Annotated in this window: 22 protein-coding genes and 1 pseudogene; 2 read left to right on the forward strand and 21 right to left on the reverse strand. The window is 44.5% G+C overall.

The genetic code is table 11. From position 1 onward, the window contains the following. Positions 1-2 precede the first annotated feature (2 nt). Positions 3-263 (reverse strand): DUF5062 family protein, encoded by a 261-nt coding sequence (locus F0228_RS04385; RefSeq protein ID WP_017072477.1) that lies wholly within the window; start codon positions 261-263, stop codon positions 3-5. 448 nt (positions 264-711) lie between these two features. Here F0228_RS04385 and F0228_RS04390 point away from each other — a divergent pair, with 448 nt between their 5' ends. Next, positions 712-927, forward strand: coding sequence for a hypothetical protein (locus F0228_RS04390; RefSeq protein WP_061032013.1), 216 nt, complete (start codon positions 712-714; stop codon positions 925-927). 115 nt (positions 928-1,042) lie between these two features. On the opposite strand, the gene F0228_RS04395 is transcribed toward F0228_RS04390, so the two are convergent. The 8 genes from F0228_RS04395 to F0228_RS04430 all read right to left on the reverse strand — a co-directional run bounded on the left by F0228_RS04395 (position 1,043) and on the right by F0228_RS04430 (position 8,063). Further along, entirely contained in the window at positions 1,043-1,789 is a 747-nt protein-coding gene (locus F0228_RS04395; protein ID WP_171761925.1) for a phosphatase, read from the reverse strand. A gap of 15 nt (positions 1,790-1,804) precedes the next feature. Beyond that, positions 1,805-2,539 (reverse strand): nucleoside/nucleotide kinase family protein, encoded by a 735-nt coding sequence (locus F0228_RS04400; RefSeq protein WP_171761926.1) that lies wholly within the window; start codon positions 2,537-2,539, stop codon positions 1,805-1,807. A 10-nt stretch (positions 2,540-2,549) separates the two neighbouring features. Next, entirely contained in the window at positions 2,550-3,068 is a 519-nt protein-coding gene (locus F0228_RS04405; protein ID WP_048609996.1) for an MltR family transcriptional regulator, read from the reverse strand. Between the two features lie 52 nt (positions 3,069-3,120). Next, positions 3,121-4,392, reverse strand: coding sequence for a zinc-binding dehydrogenase (locus F0228_RS04410; RefSeq protein WP_171761927.1), 1,272 nt, complete (start codon positions 4,390-4,392; stop codon positions 3,121-3,123). Positions 4,393-4,440: 48 nt separating this feature from the next. After that, a complete protein-coding gene (locus tag F0228_RS04415; RefSeq protein WP_061032009.1) occupies positions 4,441-5,844 on the reverse strand; it encodes a PTS mannitol transporter subunit IICB in 1,404 nt (467 codons plus the stop codon). 29 nt (positions 5,845-5,873) lie between these two features. Next, entirely contained in the window at positions 5,874-6,317 is a 444-nt protein-coding gene (locus tag F0228_RS04420) for a PTS sugar transporter subunit IIA (RefSeq protein WP_017065190.1), read from the reverse strand. Positions 6,318-6,855: 538 nt separating this feature from the next. Beyond that, positions 6,856-7,287 carry a GNAT family N-acetyltransferase gene (locus tag F0228_RS04425; protein WP_116871182.1) on the reverse strand — a complete coding sequence of 144 codons (432 nt, stop codon included), beginning with the start codon at positions 7,285-7,287 and terminating at the stop codon, positions 6,856-6,858. A gap of 119 nt (positions 7,288-7,406) precedes the next feature. After that, positions 7,407-8,063 carry a QnrS family quinolone resistance pentapeptide repeat protein gene (locus tag F0228_RS04430; RefSeq protein WP_171761928.1) on the reverse strand — a complete coding sequence of 219 codons (657 nt, stop codon included), beginning with the start codon at positions 8,061-8,063 and terminating at the stop codon, positions 7,407-7,409. Positions 8,064-8,382: 319 nt separating this feature from the next. On the opposite strand from F0228_RS04430, the gene F0228_RS04435 reads away from it, so the two are divergent. Next, entirely contained in the window at positions 8,383-8,961 is a 579-nt protein-coding gene (locus F0228_RS04435; protein WP_171761929.1) for a TetR/AcrR family transcriptional regulator, read from the forward strand. Positions 8,962-9,062: 101 nt separating this feature from the next. Here F0228_RS04435 and F0228_RS04440 read toward each other — a convergent pair whose 3' ends face one another. The 12 genes and pseudogenes from F0228_RS04440 to betB form a co-directional block, all read right to left on the reverse strand. Further along, positions 9,063-10,310 carry an anaerobic sulfatase maturase gene (locus F0228_RS04440; RefSeq protein WP_171761930.1) on the reverse strand — a complete coding sequence of 416 codons (1,248 nt, stop codon included), beginning with the start codon at positions 10,308-10,310 and terminating at the stop codon, positions 9,063-9,065. A 119-nt stretch (positions 10,311-10,429) separates the two neighbouring features. Then, positions 10,430-12,175, reverse strand: a complete 1,746-nt coding sequence (locus tag F0228_RS04445; RefSeq protein ID WP_105058555.1) for an arylsulfatase — start codon at positions 12,173-12,175, stop codon at positions 10,430-10,432. A gap of 92 nt (positions 12,176-12,267) precedes the next feature. Continuing rightward, positions 12,268-12,713, reverse strand: a pseudogene (locus F0228_RS04450) (tetratricopeptide repeat protein). A gap of 161 nt (positions 12,714-12,874) precedes the next feature. Then, positions 12,875-14,068 carry an iron-containing alcohol dehydrogenase gene (locus F0228_RS04455; protein ID WP_171761931.1) on the reverse strand — a complete coding sequence of 398 codons (1,194 nt, stop codon included), beginning with the start codon at positions 14,066-14,068 and terminating at the stop codon, positions 12,875-12,877. 176 nt (positions 14,069-14,244) lie between these two features. Continuing rightward, a complete protein-coding gene (locus F0228_RS04460; protein WP_116871177.1) occupies positions 14,245-14,688 on the reverse strand; it encodes a hypothetical protein in 444 nt (147 codons plus the stop codon). Positions 14,689-14,740: 52 nt separating this feature from the next. Beyond that, positions 14,741-16,156: a coniferyl aldehyde dehydrogenase gene (locus F0228_RS04465; RefSeq protein ID WP_171761932.1), complete on the reverse strand. Its 1,416-nt coding sequence runs from the start codon at positions 16,154-16,156 to the stop codon at positions 14,741-14,743. A 240-nt stretch (positions 16,157-16,396) separates the two neighbouring features. Beyond that, on the reverse strand, positions 16,397-16,879 hold the full coding sequence (locus tag F0228_RS04470; protein ID WP_004736861.1) for a MarR family winged helix-turn-helix transcriptional regulator: 483 nt from the start codon (positions 16,877-16,879) through the stop codon (positions 16,397-16,399). Between the two features lie 363 nt (positions 16,880-17,242). Further along, positions 17,243-18,457, reverse strand: coding sequence for a choline ABC transporter ATP-binding protein (choV, locus tag F0228_RS04475; RefSeq protein WP_061031998.1), 1,215 nt, complete (start codon positions 18,455-18,457; stop codon positions 17,243-17,245). Positions 18,458-18,459: 2 nt separating this feature from the next. Continuing rightward, positions 18,460-19,302 carry a choline ABC transporter permease subunit gene (choW, locus tag F0228_RS04480; protein WP_004736863.1) on the reverse strand — a complete coding sequence of 281 codons (843 nt, stop codon included), beginning with the start codon at positions 19,300-19,302 and terminating at the stop codon, positions 18,460-18,462. A gap of 76 nt (positions 19,303-19,378) precedes the next feature. Next, positions 19,379-20,350: a choline ABC transporter substrate-binding protein gene (locus F0228_RS04485; RefSeq protein ID WP_061031997.1), complete on the reverse strand. Its 972-nt coding sequence runs from the start codon at positions 20,348-20,350 to the stop codon at positions 19,379-19,381. A gap of 112 nt (positions 20,351-20,462) precedes the next feature. Beyond that, complete coding sequence (betA, locus tag F0228_RS04490) at positions 20,463-22,166, reverse strand: choline dehydrogenase (RefSeq protein ID WP_171761933.1); 1,704 nt, start codon at positions 22,164-22,166, stop codon at positions 20,463-20,465. Between the two features lie 71 nt (positions 22,167-22,237). Continuing rightward, the gene (betB, locus tag F0228_RS04495; RefSeq protein ID WP_171761934.1) at positions 22,238-23,698 is read right to left on the reverse strand and encodes a betaine-aldehyde dehydrogenase; all 1,461 of its coding nucleotides are present in this window, start codon (positions 23,696-23,698) and stop codon (positions 22,238-22,240) included. Positions 23,699-23,731: the final 33 nt, after the last annotated feature.

The raw sequence follows: 23,731 nt of genomic DNA on the forward strand, positions 1-23,731 counted from the left end.
GCTTACTTCAGAGGATCATTATCAGGCAAAGCGTTGTGTATCCATAACGCTAGGCGCTTCTTAATATTTGCACCATCCAACTTACTGTCTGGTAACGGAGTGATTTGATTAACTTCAACAAGAAATAGATAAACAGCCTTAACCTTGATTGGTTGAGATGAGTTCGGCAAATCGAAACCTTGCAACTTTGCCATTTTAAAACCGACTTCTAGAGCCTTCTTAACCAGCTTATCTTCATTCATGATCTTCGCGGTTTTCGACATATCATCTCCATCATCTTCGTAGATTGAACCTTGAGTATACCAAACTGAATCTAAGACAAGATTACCGCGCTCTCAATTCGAACACTCTCTTTGATAAATGACATTAAACGAATTCCAGCCCCTAAATAGATACCAGCCTAATTGACATGTACAGGGCGGAAATCAATACGCAAACGGTATCTTAACAAAATACTCAATAAGTGAGATCTTAAGCCCAGAAATCAAAACGGAGCGAATTTTAGCTTAATATCCAACAAAATACCGAATACTATGTTTTCTTATAAAAATAATAAGCACTCTCTTTTCTATAGATAAACCACTGTTATTTAACTAGTTTTATACCATGTCGACTTAGATCATATTTACAGTCACCTATAACGAAAATTTATTTACAAAACACTCATTAAGAAAATAGAATAAATCCACTAATTTTATACTGGTGTTAAAAATGCGTTACCTATGGGCTTCATTCTGCCATAAAAACCCGATTCCCGGACGAATCGTTCATATCCTTGTTATCTTGGTAGCGTTAGCTTCTATCGTGGTTCCATTAATGACAAAAGATGCAACAACAATACTAATTTCACTTTGTGTTGCTTTGGTGTGTTTTGTGCTGTTTGTATTCTTTGCCCTTGCCGACAAAATGCGTTCGGGTATGCACTGATCTCGGGTTCTGATTACTTTAAGCCCATAAAACTATAGAAAATTTCAAGAAAAACGCCCAAAGTTATCCACTTTGGGCGTTTTTGCTTCAAGCGCAAATTGCATCAGAAATATATTCAATAGAGCTCTGCAAACTCTTCAATCCGATTCTTTCCTCTCAATAATAAAAAGTTTAGAAAGCGCGCTGTGGAAGTCGAGATTACTTTCTCTTCAGGTACTTCATGCTTGTCCAAAAGCGCAATGGCGAGATCTAAATGCGCAATCTCTTCACAGAAGTGAGCATCTGAGCCTGTTGAAAAATACACGCCCACTCCCTTACCGATTTCGACGATTTTAGAGCAGCGTACATCACTTCCCTTGCGGCTTTTTCCAGTCAAAGAGGTATTGTTCACCTCAATCGCCACATTGTGCTGTTTAGCACACTCAAGCACGGCTCGAATATCAAACGGGTAATTTGGGTTACCAAGGTGCCCAAGTACATCAACCTTTCCCCCCTCAATTACATTAATGAGGGCTCGAGTATGTATCTCTTCAGTGGATGGAGGAAACACAGGTTCGTGGAAGCTGGCGATAGTCCAGTCAAGGTGCTGATAGGTTGAAGGGGCGAGATCTAAGTCTCCTTCAATGTTGGTGATATTTGCTTCCACTCCACGAAGGATTCCAACATCGTGAAGAAAGCGGGGCAAAATTCTTTGATTGTTGAAAAACCAGTAGTGGGGGGCACCCGGCATTTCAGGAGCATGATCCGTTGTACAAAGAAGTTTTAGCCCCTTACCCTGTGCTGCTTTAGCGTTCTCAATAATAGTGCTGTAAGCATGGCCGCTGGCAAGAGTATGAGTATGGCTGTCGACGACGATCTTCATAGCGACCTCCTAGAGTTAATTGATATCAAAAGAACCATCTTGGTTCATATATAGAGTCAGGTCCGCTTTTACAGAATGATTTAAAACCATGTCTACATTCTTAGAATCTGAACTTTGATAAAAAGCGAGGGCCTCTTCAGGCGTTGAGCCACCACGAATCTTACGGTTCACTAAACGCTCTTCTAAAAACTTAGGATCGGTATCGATGAAGATGGTGAAATCAGCCAACTCATTCAACCCACTCCATACTGGTTCATCGAGCAGAAGCCAATTCCCCTCAATCACCACAATCTCTTTTTCAACAGTGATAGCATCATCAACCGGATCATGTAGGTTACGGTCATAGTATGGCCATTTCGGATCTTGGACTTTGAGCTTTTTTAGCTTGTCTATCAGGGATGTGAGGTTAAAGGTCTCGTGGGCACCTTTAATACTACGCAGCTTTACCTTCTCTTCACCACGCATGGTGTAATTCGAATCAAGAATCTCATTTGGGTAGTGGAAACCATCAAAAGGCAGCACCTGTAATGGCACGACATTAGGAATGGTTTGGGATAGATGCTCCCAAAATGCCGCTAAGGTCGATTTCCCGCTGCCGGGAGGCGCAGCCAGGAATATCACCGTTCGTTCGTTTTTTTCTTGGTAGAGGCGAGAAAACTTTTCAACCAATGGCTTATGAATTTGTTCGATATTGTTATCTGGGAATACAGCTTCAGTATCAAAGCCACTGACATTTAGGGAAACTTTCATATGAAAAGCCTTAATCTAAGATTTCGTTCTCCACGGTTTCTAACAAACCTTCGCAAGCGAGTTTCAACACGGTTTTGACCAGTGACTCATAGCGAGCTTGAGAAAAGGAGTCGAATGATGAAAATTTTAATTGGTTAATCGAATCAAGATAGATGCTGCCGTCGCTCTTCGAGAGCGTCGCTTGATTAGTGATGAAGTCGTAAATGACATCATCACTAAACGAAATTGGCTCTTGTTGCTGCGCGACAAAACCGTGCATTTGGTCAAACAAGTTAATATCTGCGTAACTCTCTAGTGAGATCTTACCCATCGCAAACATCAGCTTTGATACCACATCAATCTCGACCAAAGGACCATCCTCTTTGAGTAGAGGGGTCACGGCATACTCAATCACCAAAGGATCTTGAACAAATACCCTTGGTAACAAATGCTTTAACTTAACGCTAATCAGCTTATGAGATGCTTGGATAAAACAAGTGGCGGTTTCACACTCTTCTAAGGCATCTAATAATTCGTCTTGCACCGTAATAACATGTTCCTTATTGGTCGTGGCAGCAGTGTAGCTGCCACGAAATCATCGATTACGCCGTTAGGCTAACGCCGTAGAACTCAAGCAGTGCTTTCTCTGCCAGTTCGTTCCAAACGTAGTTGTTGTCTTTCAAAATTCGGTCTAGTTCGCCGAAGAACGGGTCTTGTTCTGCTAGCTTGTGGAATTCATCAATTGCCGTCAGTGGCAGGTCAATATGCGGGTAGATTAGCTTTTTACCACCCGGAATATCCAGTTGATTTAGGATAGTGTGAGGTGCCGCCTGTAAGCCACCAACGTGAGTTAGCATAAATGATGGGTTGATCTTACCCGCTTCCGAAAGTTCAATGGATTCAACCATATCCCCTGTTGAACCGCCAGAGGTTCCTACAATATGCGTAGATTCATAATGCACATTATAAAAGTTGAACGGTACTTTAAATTGCTTGTCCGTTGGACCCGCAAAGAAGTTCAGACAGCCATCGTTACCTAATAGCTCATCAGCTTGCTCAAGCACCTGTGCAACCGCCGCATATACCATGACATCGTCATAGCCATTACCGTCATTGAGTTCTTTTAAGTACGTAACAGGATCATCAATTTTCGCTGTGTTTACGTAATGGAGTTCAATACCATTCTCGGTCGCTTTTGATACCGGGATGAGGCTTTCTGCGCGTGCGAGACGAGCTTCATCGATATCAGTCACCACAATACGGCTTGGCTTCACAGGGCCATTGATCGCGTAATCAATCGCACCAATACCCATAGGGCCTGCACACGCTAGAAGTGCTAGCGCGCCACCTTCTTTAATACCCATTTGGTGTTCATACACGTAAGGCGTGGTGTGATAGCTAGCGTGGAACGCACCGATGATGCAAGACATTGGCTCGGCAAGTGATGCGTTTGCGTAGTAAGAGCTCTTGTATGGCAGCACACAGTCTAAATCAATCGCAACTTTAGGGATGATTGAGTAGGTTGCATTACCACCAAATGTCTCGTAGCTGTAGCCTGCTGAGTAGCCTGTTGGCAAGCCCATTGCTGGCTGCAGTACAAATGGTTCACCTGGTTTGAAACGGTCTTGTAAGTTAGCGCCCACTTCTACAATCACACCTGCGCATTCATGGCCTGTCATTACAGGTACTTCAGCAATATTTTCAGGCACACGTTTGTGGTTACTGCCGAGGAGCGCCGCTTTGTAAGTCGATAGACAGATGCTGTTTGAAACGTTTTTAACCAGCAGTTCATCATCTGAAATCTTTGGTAGACCGAAGGTTCTTAGTTGAACGTCTTTCTCACCACAAATTACCGCTGCAGTTGTTTGAACCATGATTTTATCTCCGAAAAGTGGGGCCAATACCTGACCCCAGAATATTAATTAAGCTTGCTGACCGATGGTGTCCATTAGGTTGTCTAATGCTGGGTCATGTAGGAAGTTCTTGATAGTCACCACAGGAAGACCTGTTGCTTTGATTGCGCGACTCTCAAGGCTCTCGTGGGTCACCACCACGTCCGCGTTGCTTGGCACTTTTTCGATTGCGAAGTTCTTCACTTCAACATTAAAGCCGGCTTTTTCGAGTTTGCGCTTGAAGGTTGATGCCCCCATCGCGCTTGAACCCATGCCTGCATCACATGCAAAGGCGACGAATTTGATGTCTTTAGCTTCTGCTTTTACCGCTGCTGTTGGAGCTTTAGCCACTACGCCTTCTGCTTTCATGTCTTTCATGTCAGTCACAGATTGCTCGAACTCATCTTCAGATTCTGTCTTCTTGCTAACTTTCAGGATTGCACTTGCCACTAGGAAAGACACAATCGTTGCTGTTATTACACCGGCGATGGTTGCGAAGAAGCTGCCTTTTGGTGTTAATGCTAGGTAAGAGAAGATTGAGCCTGGGCTTGGGCCTGCAACTAGACCACCATCAAGTAGGTTGAACGTTGCAATACCTGTCGCTGCACCTGCAATCATCGCGAGAATCATGATTGGCTTCATTAGCACGTATGGGAAGTACAGCTCATGAATACCACCGAAGAAGTGGATGATGATGGCACTTGGTGCTGATTTCTTACTTAGACCTTGACCAAACTTAGCGTAAGCCAAAAGCATACCTAAACCAGGGCCAGGGTTAGACGCCACCATAAAGAAGATAGATTTGCCCGTTTCCGCCGCAGCTTGTAGACCTAGTGGGTAGTAGATCCCTTGGTCGATAGCGTTGTTAAGGAACAAGACTTTTGCTGGCTCGTTAATAATCGCAAGTAACGGTAGGAAGCCAGTCGCAACCAACGCTTCGATGCCTGATTTAACGAACAGGTTCGCTGCAGTCACAGCAGGGCCAACAATCGCGTAGGCAAATAGACACATCAGCATGCCGAAGATACCTAGCGAGAAGTTGTTTACTACCATCTCAAAGCCGGACGGAATCTTGTCTTGTAGGCGCTTATCGATTTGGACAATCACCCAGCCACTCAATGGACCCATGATCATTGCACCAACAAACATTGGGATTTCCGCACCAGCGATAACACCCATAGTACCGATGGCACCCGCTACAGCACCACGCTTGTCACCGACAATTTGGCCACCGGTATAACCAATAAGTAACGGTAATAAATAGGTAATCATCGGACCAACAAGCTCACCGAAATACTCGTTCGGCATCCAACCTGTTGGGATAAATAATGCAGTAATAAAGCCCCAAGCAATGAAGGCTCCGATATTTGGCAATACCATGGCAGTCAGATGACCACCAAAAGCTTGCACTTTGGCTCTTATATTTGTAGACACGTTATATTCCTTATTTTCAAAGGTTATTATTAGTAACTTTTAATAATTTCAAGCACTTCAGCTTTTGAAGAAGAAGCAGCCAGCTTGGCAATGTTTTCTTCATCAACCAGCATTTCGCTAAGCGCTTGAATAACCTCAATGTGTGTATCTGAATCCTTTGCAGCTAATGTTAATAAGACATTGGCAGGCCCCATATCAGACCCAAAATCCACCGGGTTAGAAAAGACATGAATACCAAGACCTGTCTTTAGTACACCTGCTTCTGGGCGGGCATGAGGCATAGCAATACCTGGACAAAGAACGTAATAAGGTCCATTATCATGCGTTGACTGAATGATCGCATCTGCGTAGTTATCGGTAACGTACCCCTTGTCTTGCAGGTAACGAGTCGTTTCCTTAACAGCATCTTCCCACTTATATTCAGAGTGGTTAATAACATCAATTAAGTCGTGGTCAATAAGGTCATAAAGCATAATATATCCCAGTTATTCTTTGTTCGTTGTTGTTGGGATTATTATCAATGGAAGTTGAGGAATAGAGAAATGGCAACAAAATGAGACTTCCATCACTTAAATTTTACTGTCAAATGATTAGTTATTCTCTACCTCTCATATTTATCATGAAATTTAATTACAAATTTATTATTAACAACAAGTCAACACTGTAAATTTGATAAAGCAATCAAATTAAGAATTAAAGTTAAATATCACAAACGTGATAAAGATCTATTTCCGCATGTTGACCAAGCATTAATTGTGATAATGATTACATTTAATTTGGTCGTTTTAATGGTTTGACGCGCTTAAATCAGTGACCAAGATCCCGTATGAAATACAAGCACAACCCACTTGTAAGTAAGTGACATCCCGTTAGCGCACCAATTCAGGTCGGCCTCAATTGGATAGTTTGGTTATCATTGGTTCAGATACGGAAAAGCCCAAAGTTATTAGCTTCGGGCTTTTCTTCTAGCGACTGTGGTTGATTACAACCGAGTGATACGACAACCGAGTCTTACAGCATCATATGCAGAATTGGAAATGGTTTTCCCATGTCATCAAGTGGAGAGCGTGATTCAATTTTGAACCCCATGTGCTGATAGAAACCTACCGCTTGCGGGTTTTGCTCATTGACGTCAACTTTGGTGGCTGCTAACTGCTTAATCGCATGTTGCAACAACACCGTACCTACTCCTTGTCCTCGAACTTCATTCAAAACAAATAGCATCTCGACTTTTGCATCATGAACACCCACGAAGCCAACAATCGAACCACTTTCATTTTTAACGCATTTCAAAGAAACCGCAGGGAACGCATGTTCCATGATGATGGGTTTAAAAAACTCAATATCTTCTTCTGTAATAAAGTCATGAGTTGCTCGGACTGAATTTTCCCAAACCTTAAGCATTTCTGCATAATCTTCAGGAAGCACATTTTCTATAGTCATAATTTTCTCTAGATTGAACTGAATATAAATATGTGCAGCCGCGAAACCGTAGTCTAGCAGTGGTTAGAAAAGCAAAACAACCGTCTTTTCTCGGTTAATCAAAGATTTCGCTAACCCTATTAATCAGGCATTACCACAATACCCATAGTTTCAAGCAGTTGCTCTTGTTGCCAAGCGACAATTTTGATGCCCGATGTGTCCACCTTTCGAGGATCTAACCCTTCTAATTCAGCGTGACACAAGTTTGCTCCCTGCATACTGAACTGTCCCCATACATCTTCAGAGAATACACCGCGGCTCAGGTCCGACTCCTTTAATGACGCTCCTGCAAGGTAAGTCCCTATCCAACGGTTCTCAAACAGCTCACATTTTTCTAAACAAGCCTGTTCAAAGTTAGCATAGGACAAGTTACAGCCTGTGATATACGCCGAGCAAAAGTACATGCGGTTGCTCACTTGGTTGGCAAAGTTAGCACGAGTAAAGTTCGCCCCTTTCAGGTCGCATTCACGTAGCTCAATACCATAACAATTCGCGTTACTAAAATTCGCCATTGCCAACTGACAATTCTGGAAGCTTGCATCTCGTAAGTCGGCAATACCAAAGTGACACCCTTCGATATCACCTTGCTCAATGAACTTACAATTGATAAAGGTTGTGTCACGTAGGTTACAACGCCTAAAGTCACAGCGAATGAAGGTACATGCTGTGAAAGTCATATCGGACAAATCTTGTTGAGCGAAATTGTGGTGATGATAAGTACTGTTATTAGTGTCCATTTAGCCCCCTAAAGAAAGTAAACTAAGACTACCACTGAGATATTCAGAAAACACCAAATTAAAAACCAACAAAAACAGCAACTTAAAACACCTCAAATTAGCCATTCTAGGGCACCAAAATAGCATTCTAAGAGGGTTATTTTCGTTTTATAGCACGCGCTTATCTTAAAAAAAGTTTTATCGCTTGTAGGTGCCAATAAGAGATAAGGTCACTTTGGCGAAACAAGTCATTATTGACAGCCTCCTAACGCACTAGACTGGACGGTTGGTATGTTGCTAGTTACACTATTCCTCATTCTCAGCATAAAGAGTAAGACCAATGAAAGACATGCGACAAGCTATGCTCGATGCAGGGTTTAGTCTTATTAATGAACACGGATTTGCAGGCGTTGGTTTAATGAAAATCATCAACCAAGCTGAAGGAACGAAGGGTTCTTTTTACCATTACTTCAAATCTAAAGAGCACTTTGGCGAGATCCTTCTTACCAACTACTTTGATGAGCATCTCGCTAAGCTGGATGACTTTTTAAGTGATGAGTCGCTTTCTCGTCGTGATCGCGTTAAAGCCTATTTCGAGTTTTGGTGCGCATCAAAACTGACTGAGGACTTCAATATCCAATGTCTTGTCGTAAAACTGGCGGGAGAAGTATCTGGCTCTGCTAACCCATTGCAATCAACCATGGCAGAAGGTGCTGAGAAGATAATCCTACGTATGGCAAAACTGTTTGAAGAAGGCAATGAGGCTGGTGATTTCACTATCGCAGAGCCAGAATCGCTATCTCGAACGCTTTACGGTCTTTGGCTAGGATCTACGTTAATGGCTGCGATGCAAAGAAATCGTTCGATTCTAAGCAATGCGATGGAAGAAACCTTACTAGTTTTGAGTTCAAAAGACTAATCAACGACAATGCTCAAAGGCTCGCATATTTAGCGAGCTTTTTTGTTTTCAAGCTCAATGATTGTCTACTTCGACTTTTACTTGTCACCAGTAAGATAACTTTACCTTGCACGCTGCGGCATCCCATTGGCTTGCAAAAGGGCATTAAGTGTAGGGTCGATATGTTTGAAAAACTTGAGCCAACCTTCACACAAGTAATTTAACCCAGCCTCACCGTCACGACTGGTGATGATTCGGTTTTTAGGACACTCGCCATGACAAGCAAACTTAAACTCACAAGTTTGGCATTGTTTAGGTAGTGACTTTTGCTTAGCAAATCCAAAGGTTTGTTGCTCTGGTGAAAACGCTAATTTTGACAATGGCTTATCGTGGATATTACCCAACTTAAATTCTGGGTAAACATAGTGGTCGCATGAGTACACATCGCCATTAGGTTCGACCGCCAGCCCCTTTCCACAAATTTCACTCAAGGTACACATGGTACTGTCTCTTCCCATCCATACACCGACAAAGTTTTCAAAGTAAGGAATAAGTACTCGACCAAAATCATGTTCGAACCACTCATCAAAAACGGCTTTAAGAAACTCTCCCCACTGTGCAGAACCGACACTCCAAGATTCCACCTCTCCCGAAACCGGAATGATCGCTTGCTGATGGGAAAGCCATTGGTTGTTGGTGTGAGCTTCTCGTTTATCCACGACAGGGATGAACTGAAGCTGCTTCGAACCCACTTCATCGCGTAAAAAACGATAAACTTCTAACGGGTTTTGGCCCGTTACATCGTTGACACAAGTTAAAATTGCAAACTCAACGTCATGCTTCTTTAGAAAACCAATCCCTCGCATGGTTTGAGAGAAGGTCCCCTTGCCTGCTCGGTTGGTGCGATAGTGATTATGCAAATGCTCGGGGCCATCAATGCTCACACCAATAATGAAGTGGTTCTTCTTAAAAAAATCACACCACTCGTCATTGAGTAAAGTGCCGTTAGTTTGCAGGTCATTACTAATTTTACTGTAGCTCGGACAATACTTGTTTTGCAGTTCCACCACCTTTCTAAAGTACTCAATCCCCAGTAAGGTAGGCTCGCCACCATGCCAAGAGAAGATAATTTCTGGAGTGTTTTGGCCTTCGATGTACTGCTTGATATACCGCTCTAGCAGTTCCTCATCCATCACATATTGAGTGCCCTTAGGGTATTCAAGCAGCTGTTGCTTTTCCAAGTAATAACAGTAGGTGCAACTGATATTGCATACCGCCCCAATCGGTTTGGCCAATGCCTGAAGTTTACTGTGTGCTTTACCGTTAAATTGAGGAATAGTGCTTAGATTTGATAGTGATAATGCCGTCATGAAAAGTACCTCGATGTAAAAGTTTTTGTATTGGCTAAAACAGTCCGTAGTTCCTTTACACGGTATCTATCGGCCAACTCAGCTTTACCGCGCTAAGCTGGCCAACTGATTCATTTCCTCTATTTCACGTTCTCAAACGGGTTCCACGCTTCATCAACCGGCACAATATTTTGTGCTTTTTCGTACTCTTGATACTCAGCGATCATCTCATGGAACAGATCAGGCAATTGCTCTCTTAAGTCGTGCTGCTCGGCAGGATCTTTCTTGGTGTTGTATAGATGCCACTCGCTATCACCACCCATGCCGGTAGAGATTCGAATAATCTTATAATCACCTTTAAGTAGAATTCCGCTGCCAAACAGCTCGAACGGAATCGAGTTATCTGAGCTGTGAACCTTTGGTGTCTCTCCTTTGAAGTAAGGCACTAAACTCACACCACTCATCGGTGCCACTTCTCTACCTTGATATTCCGTTCCCGGATGCTCTACATCGGCAATTTCTAGAATGGTGGCTGCGATGTCTTTAACTTGTGACAAGTCATCGGTTTGAGTTCCCGACTCTAATGCTTGCTCCCCCTCTAAGACGGCTTTCGCAGGTTTAACAATGAACGGAACTCGGATACCACCTTCCGCGGTATAGGCTTTGTACCAAGACAAACCACCGGTGGACGCACTCGCCCACTCAGGACCAAGTGACACACTGGAGTTCGCCTTACCTAAGTTTTCGGTCGAATTATCGAAATGATGCGCCGTCCATGTTCGAATCAGATCACTGATATTTTCACCGGTAATATCTGCAGCTTCTGGGCCGTTATCTGCGAGATACATGATGTAAGTATTGTCGTATTCCCCGATCTCTTTTAGGTAATCGACAATCTGGCCAACTTGCTGGTCTTGCATTTCCATCATGCCCATCGCGACAGCCATTTTCTTGCCGTACCACTTTTGCTCTTTCTCAGATAGCGAATCCCAAGGACGACTTAATGAATTACGACCTGAAATATCCGCATCTTTAGGAATTACGCCCATCTCTTGCATACGTTGGAAGCGATCTTCTCGAACCGAATCCCAACCATGTTCAACGTAGTAATCGACTTTATCTTGATAGGCAGACTCTGGCGCTTGCAGTGGCAGGTGAATACCGGTGAATGGGACATAAGCAAAGAAAGGCTTACCGTCGTCTTTTTTGTTGTCGATCATCTTGATGATTTCGTTGGTGTAAACCTGATCTGAGTATTCGCCTCTATATTTATCTGCGACGACTTCACCATTTCGGTAAGTTGGCTCAACTTCAACGCCTGGAATTTCACCTTTTTGAAGTGCATCGGCTGTCGCTGCATTTTTAGCAGGGAACATCATATCTCGATTAAAATGATTCGATCCGCCAGCTAAAATGCCATAACTTTCAGAGAAACCTCGGTCATCAGGTAAGAAGCCATCTTCATGACCTAAGTGCCATTTGCCCGATAAGTAGGTGTTATAGCCATTGTCTTTAAGTAACGTTGCCACCGTTACGCCCTTCTTGGTGAGGTAACCTTCATAGCCTGGCTTACCAATAGCCCCAGGGTACACAGCGTAATCAAAGGTGCCTAAACCAACCTCGTGACTATTGGCACCGGTAAGCATCATTGAACGCGTTACTGATGAGGTTGGTGAAGCGTGAAAGTTAGTGAATTTCACCCCCTCTTCGGCCAACGCCATCAAGTTAGGTGTATCGACTTCTGAGCCATAAGGCTGGGTATCTGCAAAGCCCACATCATCACCAACAATAACCACAATATTCGGTTTTTCAGATTCGGCAGCAAAGGCTGCACTGCTTGCTGCTGCCATTGCGGTGAACAGCACGGATTTCTTGAATGTCTGCATAAGACGTTCTCCAATTTCTATGATTAACTTTTTCTGTGATTAACCTTTTTGTGATTAACTTATTCTGCAATTAACACAGGTTAGGATTTGAATTAGTGCGCGGCTTGGGACATCCAATGTAATAAGTCGAGCGCAGGGTCATAATCTTGAGCGGCTGCCATACCAATCCAGGTGACAGCTTCCGCTTGGCTCACTTCAACGCCACTACCAGAGAAATACATCAGGCCAAGCTGAGTTTGAGCTTCAGGGCTACCTTTACTCGCGGCGGTCTCGAACCACTCCGCCGCTTTATCATCGTTCTGCTCGACGCCCTCTCCGCTCAGGTATAAATAAGCGACAGAGAGCTGGGCATCCAATTGCCCTTGGTAAGCTTGATCCAACAGTTGCACGACATCTTGATGCTGCTGCGATTGAACCATAGTGGCCTGGTTCTTAGAGCTTTCGCTTCCAACACTTGCTTTGGCAAAAAACACAGCAGCCAAAACACAGCAGCCAAAACACCGGTCAGAATCACGGTAGTTAAACGTTTATTGATCATTTATTTCCTCCTCGGGAATAAAGGTCACAACGTCCCTGTTGAATTATTTAGGTGAAAAGTAGGAATGGCGCGATGATGCACAAACTAGCCAGCAATACGTTTTCAATCTTCATGGTGAGTCCTCGGAGTACAATTAATGACTAAATATTCTCAGCAACTAACTAGATGGATTTTTCTATAATCTGCTCAATCACTTGCTTTGAAATTGGGTAAAACTGGAAGCAGATATCTTTTTCAATCGCTTCGGCAATATTGCTCTTCTCTTGCGCGTCAAACTCCCAATGACTAAAGCGTTTCATCGCTCCGACACGGGTTTGGAAATCATTTAAAAAGCCCAACACTCTCTGATAAATCATCTCGTCGGTACCCGTGCAATCAATCGAGAACGCTTGAGCCAATTTGAATGCATTTGGCATATAGAATTCAGGCAGAGCTTCAATCACAACCGGCATCAATACCGTGTTGGCATCGCCATGAGGGATATGGCTAATCGCACCAAATGCATGAGCACAGTTGTGGATCGGGATACCGCCCAATGAAGAGTAGAACGCAGAGATCGCCATCGTACTCGCTTGAAGAAGATTGCCGCGTGCCGTGAGATTTTCAGGTTCCTCAAGTGCCACAGGTAAGTTTTCAACAATCAATTTTGCCGCTTGGATACCGTAAGCATCGGTAAAAGAATTACTCATTGGCGAAACAATCGCTTCAACCGCATGTGTAAGTGCATCCATCGCAGTGGAGCGAGTAAGGTGCGCGGGTAACTTGGTCGTAACCGTTGGATCAAGAATCGCAATGTCAGCTTCCAAGCCAGACGCGACTAAACTTGCCTTAATGTTTTCATGCTCGTTGTAAAAAACAGCAATCGGAGAAGCTTCTGCGCCCGTGCCTGCTGTTGTTGGTACCGCAATGTGAGGCACTCGAATGTCTTCGTTATTTGGCCACACTTCCATAAAGCCACCGCCGGCAATCACAGTGCGGATATCATCAATCTGTTTATGAAGTGCGTATTTCACGCCTTTCGAAGCATCAATCACACTACCGCCTCCGACTGACAAAATAGCGTCTGCATTCAAGTTATTCGCAAACTCAATTGCAGAGTTAATGTTGTCGCACGTCGCATCCGGAGCAATGTCGGTATACACGCCGACGAGTTGCGCAGCATCTTGGCCAGCTTCCTGATTAACAAACAGTGCCGAGAACTGCTCAACAAAGCCCAACGATTCCAATCCCTTATCAGAAAAAAGTACGACACGTTTTGCGCCTAATCGAGTGAATAAAGATGGAATATTTTCGATCCCGTTCTCTTGAGCGTGAACAATGGTTTTCAGTTGAAAATTAAAATTATTGGCTGTCATGGTGGTTACCTCATTTCTAGTTGATGACTAAACAATAACCAATACAAACCGGTCGGTCTAGGATGTAAATGTCAAAGATATGTCAATTAAGATCATTGAAGATCATTTCGCACATACAAAAAAACCCGCAAATGCGGGCTTAGAAATATTTGATTCAATGAGTTAAGCAACCGAGGTTAACGCAAATGAGCGGGCACCTTGGTTTTATCTCGATTGAGATAGTAGTAGAGATAAACCAAAGAGTAGATGGTTACAAACGCGTCAAGCGCAAACACACCACTCCAACCGTAGAACCACTCATAGTCATTAATACAAACGTTGTATAAGAAGATGCCAACAAACATCGACTTCTCAAACGCGCTGTAAATCATGGTCGAAGTACGTAGGGACTTGTACTTGGCAGAGAACATCAATAGCACGCCAATACAACCAACCATTACACCCCAGTGCTGATAAGTACCTAACAGATACTCTTTATTTTCCATCATACTCTCGTTGTAGGAAAACAGCGTCTGCATACTCCAGTCCGGTGCTAAGAAGGTGGAAAAAGCAGTAGCAGTCAACAATCCGGTGATCATCAAATACGACTTCATGGTTCTTTCAAAAAAACGTTCTAACATAAGTAACCTCTTAAATAATTTCTAAAATGAATAGCGGAATGTCGGGTGTGATTTACTTGCCTAGCATGTTCATCACAGCCGCCTTTAATTCGTTGTCTTCTTTTGAAAACAGATGCTTAACGCGATGATCTAAGCCGGTTTCCAATACTGTTTTAGCGTGAGAGAAAGTGATAAACCCTTCTTTGCCGTGATAATTGCCCTGCCCTGATTCGCCAATGCCACCAAACGGCGCATCGTCGACCGCCAAATGAAAGACACAGTCATTGATACACATCCCTCCCGAGTGCACTTGCTGCTTCACTTGAGACTGGAGGCTAGAGTTAAAGCTCATCAAGTACAGAGCTAAAGGTCTTGGTTTGCTATTGATGATCTGGAATGCTTCATCAATGTTTCGATAGGTGATCAGCGGCAGTAACGGGCCAAAAATCTCTTCGTTCATCACCTTAGAAGACAAGCTGGGTTCAATGATCAAGTGCGTCACTAATCGATGAGTATCTAAGTCCATAGCATCGTCATGGCACGCAACAATTCGTGTCCCTGCTTGCTGTTCGTCATTCAATAGGCCGACAATACGGTCACATTGGCGGGGGTTAATCAAAGAGGTCAAATTCTCGGAATAGATCCCTTCATCAAACAGCAGTTGGTACTGTTTTTTGTACTCAAGAATAAAGGCCTCGAGCTTATCTTCGGGAAGTAATACGTAATCCGGAGCAACGCATACTTGGCCGTTATTAAGGCTCTTGCCATAAATGATTCGCTCAACAGCAAGATCAACTGGCGTGTCTTCGGCCACAATCACTGGCGACTTACCACCCAATTCAAGCGTGACAGGGGTTAACGTGTCAGCCGCAGACTTCATCACCTGACGCCCTACTTGAGTTGAACCCGTAAACAAAAGGTGGTCGAACGGCAGCGCAGAGAAAGCCGCAGCAACTTCAACTTCTCCTTCAACAAGGCAAACTTCATCAGAGTGGAATACCTCATCCAACAAGGCTTTCAGTACTTGATTGGTTGCGGGAGTAAATTCACTCATCTTAATCATCGCGCGATTGCCCGCAGCCAACGCTGAGATCAGCGGCCCAACAGACAACATGATAGGGAAATTCCACGGAGTAATAATTCCCACCACACCTTTTGGTTGATAAACCACTTCAACACGAGAAGTTGAAAGTAAAGGGCCGGAGTGGCGAATCGATGAAGTCGACCAATGAGGCAAACACTCAATGCTATGGTCGATGTTTCCCAGACAAGGAAGAATGTCGGCCATCAAGGTGTCTTGTCTGCTTCGGTGACCGTAGTCTTCACTGACCGCTGCACACAAACGGTCGGTGTAATCAATAAGTGCAGATTTCAGAGCTAATAACTGTTCAATTCTCACCGGTACCGTCGGCATCGGATCATTTGCAAAAGCTTCCTGCATTTTCTTCAACGTCGCTGTCATTTGTGTTGCCGTCAATTCATGTTTCATACGTCACCTCATCGTTGGGAGATGCACACAATAGTACAGAACAAACCGGTCGGTCTAGATGTTTTTTGTCAGAGAATCGTTAATGCTATAGGTAATCAATGCATAAATATTAAGTGGACTAGGAGAGTACGCGCAGAAAAAGTGAAAAGCCGAAAGGCCATAATTGAGATGGTAGGATCAAAAATGGCCGCTCTAAGCGACCATTTGTTGCGATTTTAATTCATTGTTTTAAATGAAAAATTAGCTTTTAGCGATATTAGCTATGCCTTCAAGCTGAAGAACTGGAGCCGCGTCAATGTCTTCCGCGTTCATCATAGATGACACACGTTGCATCGAAGAAAGCAGCAGACTTTGCTCCCACGGCTCAAGGTTTTGAAATTTGTTAACGAAGCTATCTTGCAGTGGTGGTGGCGCATTGTTTAGCAGCTCTTGACCTTTTTCGGTCAAGTTTGCATGTACTTTACGACGGTCAGCAACACTACGGATACGTTGTACATAGCCATTCACCTCTAGACGATCAATGATCGTAGTGGTGGTCGCTTGGCTTACATTGGTGTGGTTAGACAATTCTTTGATCGTCACGTTACCCATTTCTTGGATTGCTCTCATTAAGATTAATTGAGGGCCAGTCAAACCATACTCTTTACTCAGCTTCTTCGAATGTAAATCGATAGCGCGAATAATTTGGCGAATAGCGACCAGGATTTCGTCATGTTTGTCCAAGATTCAGACCTTTGTACTAATATACGGTGAATGTTTTCACAGTGCTTAAGCGATTAGAATTCCAATTAATAGAGCTAAAGGTGCTCAGGAATTACACTGTAAATTGATAAATTACTTCATTAATTTTTCCGCATTGTACTGATGTTCATACTATTCTCAATCTTTTCTATGCCTCTGAATTTGCGCAGGGCAACACTTTTGCTCAATGAGTCACGATTTTCGCTCTTATATCAGCTAACAAGGTAACAAAAAGCCAGAAGTCGTTAACAAATAAAAAAGCAGAGCGGTCAAACAGGTAGAGAGATTGTGATGGCCTCACTACCTATTTAATGTTTCGACATCTGACTATTTTAGTTCAAAAGATCAAGCAGCACTGTTTAGTTGAAAATTACCTGTCAGCGCGTTGTAAAACTCACTGTTATCCAAGATTCCGACCAATTGATTATCTTCAACTAGCAAAATCGGATGGTTACTGATCTGCTTGAGCTTAATTGCGTCGCGCATGCCAATCTCTGGGCTTACCACAACAACACTCGAACCGCTTATCTCGGTTAAATCATCAGACTCATTCCACTCGACAAGTGCCAAATCCGATTCACCTTTTACAGACAGCTCCCCTTCGCTATGCTCAACCCATAGGTCTTTAGAATCACAGATCTGCCAGCTGTCGTTATCTTGAGTCAGTGATTCAAGAGGCTGCATCAATGAGCGACCTTTAAGTACATTCAATGGGTTGGTGTGAGCCACGAAGTCCTTAACGTACTCGGTTTTTGGTGTGAGTACGATCTCTTCAGGTTTACCGTGTTGAATCAGTTTGCCTGATTCCATGATCGCGATGTTGTTACCAATCTTCAGCGCTTCGTCTAAGTCATGGCTGACGAACAGAATCGTTTTGTTTAGCTTGTTCTGTAACGTGATCAACTCATCTTGAAGCTGTGCACGAATCAATGGGTCAAGCGCTGAGAACGGTTCGTCCATCAATAGAATGTCAGTGTCCATGGCAAACGCTCGTGCCAAACCGACACGTTGCTGCATACCACCAGAAAGCTCATGCGGGAATTTCGTTTCCCATTCCGCTAAGCCAACCATTTCAAGCTGTTCACGCGCCTTAGCACGACGAACATCTTTGGCGACACCTTGCATTTCAAGGCCAAAGGCCACGTTATCCAACACGGTTAACCAAGGCATCAATGCAAACTTTTGGAACACCATCGAAACACGGTGGGTACGCAGGTGACGAAGTGTCGCTTCATCGCACTGTTCACCTAAATCGACCTGCTTATCGCCATCTTTAATCGCCAGCGAGCCGCGGCTGATCTCATTTAAGCCGTTTACAGCTCGAAGTAACGAAGATTTCCCTGAGCCCGATAAGCCCATCAGCACACAGATTTCGCCCTCTTTAACCGTGAGAGATACATTGTCTACGCCGACGACTTGGCCTGTCTCATCAATGATCTCTTGACGAGTTTTGCCTTGGTCGAGCAACTCAAGCGCTTGCTTCGATTTATCACCAAAAACGACATCGAGGTTTTTAATCGTAATTGCGTCCACTGGCTTTTGTTCCTGAGAAATAGACATGATTAAGCCTCCTTCTGGTTAGGTGTTTTGCACAAGCGATCCAGAATGATAGCAACGAGTACAATCGCAAGTCCCGCTTCAAAACCTTGTGAGATGTTCACTGTGTTCAAGGCACGAACCACTGGTTTACCAAGCCCGTCAGCACCAACAAGCGCCGCAATCACGACCATAGAAAGCGATAACATGATGCACTGAGTGACACCTGCCATGATGCTTGGTAATGCTGCCGGCAATTCCACTTTGAGGAGTAACTTCATACGGCTAGCGCCAAACGCTTTACCCGCTTCAATCAGCTCTTCTGGCACCTTAGTCACACCCAAGTAGGTCAGACGTATTGGCGCTGCGATAGCAAAAATTATGGTTGAGATTAAGCCAGGAACGATGCCTAAACCGAATAGAACCAAGGTTGGGATAAGGTAGACAAACGTTGGTACCGTCTGCATTAAATCGAGAATGGGGCGTAGTAAGGTATATAACCAAGGGCGGTGCGCTGCCATGATGCCAACCGGTACGCCAATTAATACGGAAATCGTTGTCGCCGCAAAGACGAGAACAAAGGTTTCCAGCATTTCTTGCCAATAGCCAAGGTTGAGAATGGTCAGAAGCGCCGCGACAACGAAGATCACCAACGACAATTTACGGTGTAAATACCAAGCGATCGCAGCAGTAATCACGATAGGGAGCGCAGGCGGCATCCATTTAAATACATCGACTAAAAACAGAATAACGGTTTCTAAAAAGATAGAAATAGCATCAAAAAAGCCCGCTGCGTTGATAGTTAACCAGTCAACACCAGCTTCCATCCATTGTCCGACAGGGATTTTGTTTTCCGTAATAAAATTCACAATATTGCCTTTCATTATTGGCGGGCCGAAGCCCACCTTTATTCTTTATGTAGCTTTGGTAAACAGATAGGTAGAACTATGCTTTTACTTGCTTTAGGTATTCAGTAACCGCTTGAGTTGCTGATTCACCTTTATGAGTTTTTACGTTGTCTAACCAAGCTTCCACTTGCTGTGGATTGCTGTTTAACCATTGCTGAGCCGCTTTCTCTGGCTTCACATTTTGGTTCAAAATCGCTTCCATCAACTGGTTTTCCATCTCTAATGTGAACTCTAGGTTTTGCAGAAGCTGACCGACGTTTGAACATTCAGATAGGTAGTTTGAACGAACATTGGTGTAAACATTCGCGCCACCGTAATTCGGGCCAAAGAAGTCATCACCGCCAGAAAGGTATTCCATCTCAACGTTACTGTTCATCGGGTGCGGTGCCCAACCAAGGTAAACAATCCATTGGCTACGGCGTGCTGCGCGTGATACTTGCGATACCATACCCGCTTCGCTTGACTCAACTAGGCTAAAATCTTTTAGACCGAATGCGTCTGAGTCGATCATCGATTGGATTAGACGGTTACCATCATTACCTGGTTCAATGCCGTAGATACGGTCTTTGAACTTGTCAGCGTGCTTTGCAAGATCTGCGAAGCTTTTAACCCCCGCGTCGTACACGTATTTAGGTACCGCTAGTGTGTATTTCGCACCTTCAAGGTTGGCACGAACCGTTTCGACAGTGCCTGCTTCGCGGTATTTAGCAATGTCACCTTCCATAGTCGGCATCCAGTTTCCTAGGAACACATCGATGTCACCATTAGCCATTGAAGAGTAAGTTACAGGTACTGAAAGTAGGTCGGTTTTGGTGGTGTAGCCTAGGCCTTTTAAAAGCTCAGTAGTGACAGCGGTGGTGGCGGTAATGTCAGTCCAACCGACATCGGCAAAACGGACGTTTTCACATTGTTGTGGTTCAACGGAAGCGTTAGCTGCAAATGCAAATGAGCTAATCGCAAATGTGGCTAACGTTTTTGTGGTCACGTTGTGCATGTTTAGAGTCGTCATAATGGTTCCTTTTAATCTTTCCTTTTTTCTGCCTCTTCTCAAACAGTAGAGGCAGTTTTGCTGACTTTTAACTAATTATTTTTATTGCTGTTTTTCACTTAGTCATAGGGCGTTACACTTCCCTGACTGGTTTGTTGATTCTTTGCTTTTCTTGCCATTCCGGCGCAATCCACACTGGCACGTCTTGTTCTTTGAGCATTGGTTTCCCCAAAATCAAATCAGAAGCGCGCTCAGCAACCATGATGGTTGGCGCGTTTAAGTTTCCGTTTGGAATGGTTGGGAAAACAGACGAGTCAACGACACGCAGATTATCAACGCCGCGAACGCGACACTGCTCATCAAGCACTGCCATTGGGTCGTTATCTGAACCCATTTTGCAGCCACAGGATGGGTGATAAGCACTTTCAACATTCTGCTTAACCCACTCGTCAATCGCTTCATCAGAAGTCACATCCGAGCCCGGCTGAATCTCTTCGCCACGGTAAATATCCATCGCAGGTTGCGACAAAATTTCGCGCGTTAGACGAATACAATCACGCCAATCTTGACGGTCTTGCTCAGTCGAGATGTAGTTGAAAATGATCTCTGGCTTAGCATGCGGATCGGCCGAAGTGATAGCTACCGTGCCGCGGCTTTCTGGCTTGTTAGGTCCAACGTGTACTTGGAAGCCATGACCATCAAAAGCGGCTTGGCCGTCGTAACGCATTGCCGCTGGTAGGAAGTGGTATTGAATATTAGGCCACTTCAATCCTTTACGAGATCGAATGAAGGCGCACGATTCAAAGTGATTGGTTGCACCTAAGCCTTTGCGAGTAAGAATCCACTCTGCACCTATCATTCCTTTACTCACTAAGCCAAGCTTACTGTTAAGCGTGATAGGTTCATTACAGTGGTATTGAAAGTACACTTCTAGGTGGTCTTGAAGGTTTTCACCCACACCATTCAACTCGTGTTTAACTTCCACGCCTGCCTTTTCAAGTACCGCTTTCGGGCCTATACCTGACAGTTGCAGTAGTTGAACAGAACCGATAGAGCCCGCAGAAGAGATCACTTCTTTGTTCGACATCGCAGTTTGAACGTGACCAGACTTTTCGAACTCAACACCGACTGCTTTCTTGCTTTGATCCGATTGAGCCTCGATCAGGAACTTGCGTGCCACGATGCCTTTTTTCAACGTAAGGTTGGGGCGCTTCAATGCGCGACGCAGATAAGCGTTAGAGGTTGAGGCTCTAACACCCTTATCTACCGTCATATGCATGGTGCCGAAGCCTTCTTGCTGATAGCCGTTGTAGTCTTGTGTTTCTGGGTAACCGGCGTCTTTTCCTGCATCGATGAAGGCTTGGTAAAGTGGGTTAAGCGCCATGTCGTTACCGTTACATGTGCCGACAGGGCCATTATCACCTCGATATTCGTCGCCACCTTTATTCCACGATTCAGCACGGCGGAAATAAGGCAAACACGCTTGGTAATTCCAACCGGCAGCGCCCTCTTCTTCCCACTGGTCGAAGTCACATGCATGACCACGCACGTAAACCATGCCATTGATTGACGAGCTACCACCTAACACCTTGCCACGTGGACAGTGCAGTTCACGCCCATCAAGGCCCGGTTCCTGCTCGGTTTCAAATTGCCAAGCGTACTTTTCAGTATTCATTGGGTAAGATAGCGCGGTTGGCATCTGGATAAAAATGCTCTTATCCGTGCCACCAGCTTCCAGTAATAAAACGCTATGTTCACCGCTTTCCGTTAGCCTATCCGCTAACACACAGCCGGCCGAACCCGCGCCGACGATAATATAATCGTAGCGTTGTTCCATGTTATCTATTCCCTGAGATGAGTCAGTTGGGCTAGCTCTTCACGCTAGCCCGTTAAATCGAGTGTTACGCGTTAGGCATAAGGGCTGGCGTAATCGCCAAGTTCAATAAGAATGCTCTTAGTCTGCGTATAGTGAAGTAGAGTCTCTGGTCCATTTTCACGACCAATACCCGAAAGTTTGTAGCCACCAACAGGCATTTCTGCGGGTGAATCACCCCACGTGTTCACCCAGCAAATACCCGCTTGCATTTGGTGAATAACGCGGTGAGCGCGAGAAAGGTTTTGCGTGAATACGCCAGCAGCAAGTCCGTATTTAGTATCGTTAGCACGGCGAATCACATCGTCTTCGTCCTTAAACTTCATTACCGACATCACTGGGCCAAAGATCTCTTGTTGGACATGTGGCATAGAGTCATCACAATCGACAAATACCGTTGGAATCACAAAATTGCCGTTTTCGAGGCCGTTGTCCGTTACTTGGTAGCCACCCGTCAACAAAGTTGCGCCAGACTGTTTCGCCAGCTCAATCGCACCAAGGACTTTCGAAAGATGCTCTTTAGAAATCAACGCACCGATCTGAGTCTCCATCTCCATTGGATTACCAATGATCAATTTCTCTGTGCGCGTTTTGAGTTGTTCGATGAATGCGTCATAAATATTTTCGTGCACATAAACACGAGTACCATTGGTGCATACTTCGCCTTGAGTATAGAAGTTAGCGACCATGGAAGCCGCAACCGCATCATCCAATTTCGCATCATCAAATACGATCATTGGTGATTTTCCGCCAAGCTCCATCGTCACAGATTTCAGCGTTTTCGCGCTGTCAGCCATCACAGCTTTACCCGTACCGGTTTCACCCGTGAAAGAGACTTTCGCGATATCTGGGTGCGCCGTTAGCATTTGACCCACACGGTAGTCACCTTGAACCACGTTGAACACGCCATCAGGAAGGCCAGCTTCGGTAAAAATTTCTGCAAGCTTTAGAGCTGTAAGAGGGGTCTCTTCAGACGGTTTGAAGATCATCGCGTTACCCGCCGCCAACGCCGGAGCTGATTTCCACATCGCGATTTGAATTGGGTAGTTCCACGCGCCAATACCCGCACAGATGCCCAGTGGTTCACGGCGTGTGTAGAAAAATTGAGATTCGCTCAGCGGTTGTTGGTCACCTTGTAGAGTTGGAGCCAAGCCAGCAAAGTATTCAATAACATCCGCGCCAGAGGCTACATCCACTTCAATCGCTTCTTGTAGTGGCTTACCGGTATCAACAACCTCAAGTTTTGCAAGGTCATCATTTCGAGCTCTAAGTATTTCTACCGCCTTCAACAGAATGCGACTGCGCTCGACTGCTGTCATTGCAGACCACACTGCGAAGCCACGTTTTGCTGATTCGATAGCGCTATCTACATCCGCTGCAGAGGCTTGGCCCAGCTTGGCAATAGGTTCGCCGTTTGCAGGGTTGATGCTATCAAAGGTTTCACCAGACGTAGCTTTCACTGCTGCGCCGTCAATGTATAACGAGTTCATTTCCATTTGAGATTCTGACTTAATTGTTGTTATTAGACT

The organism is Vibrio sp. 99K-1, from assembly GCF_013114585.1.
Classification (GTDB): domain Bacteria; phylum Pseudomonadota; class Gammaproteobacteria; order Enterobacterales; family Vibrionaceae; genus Vibrio; species Vibrio chagasii_B.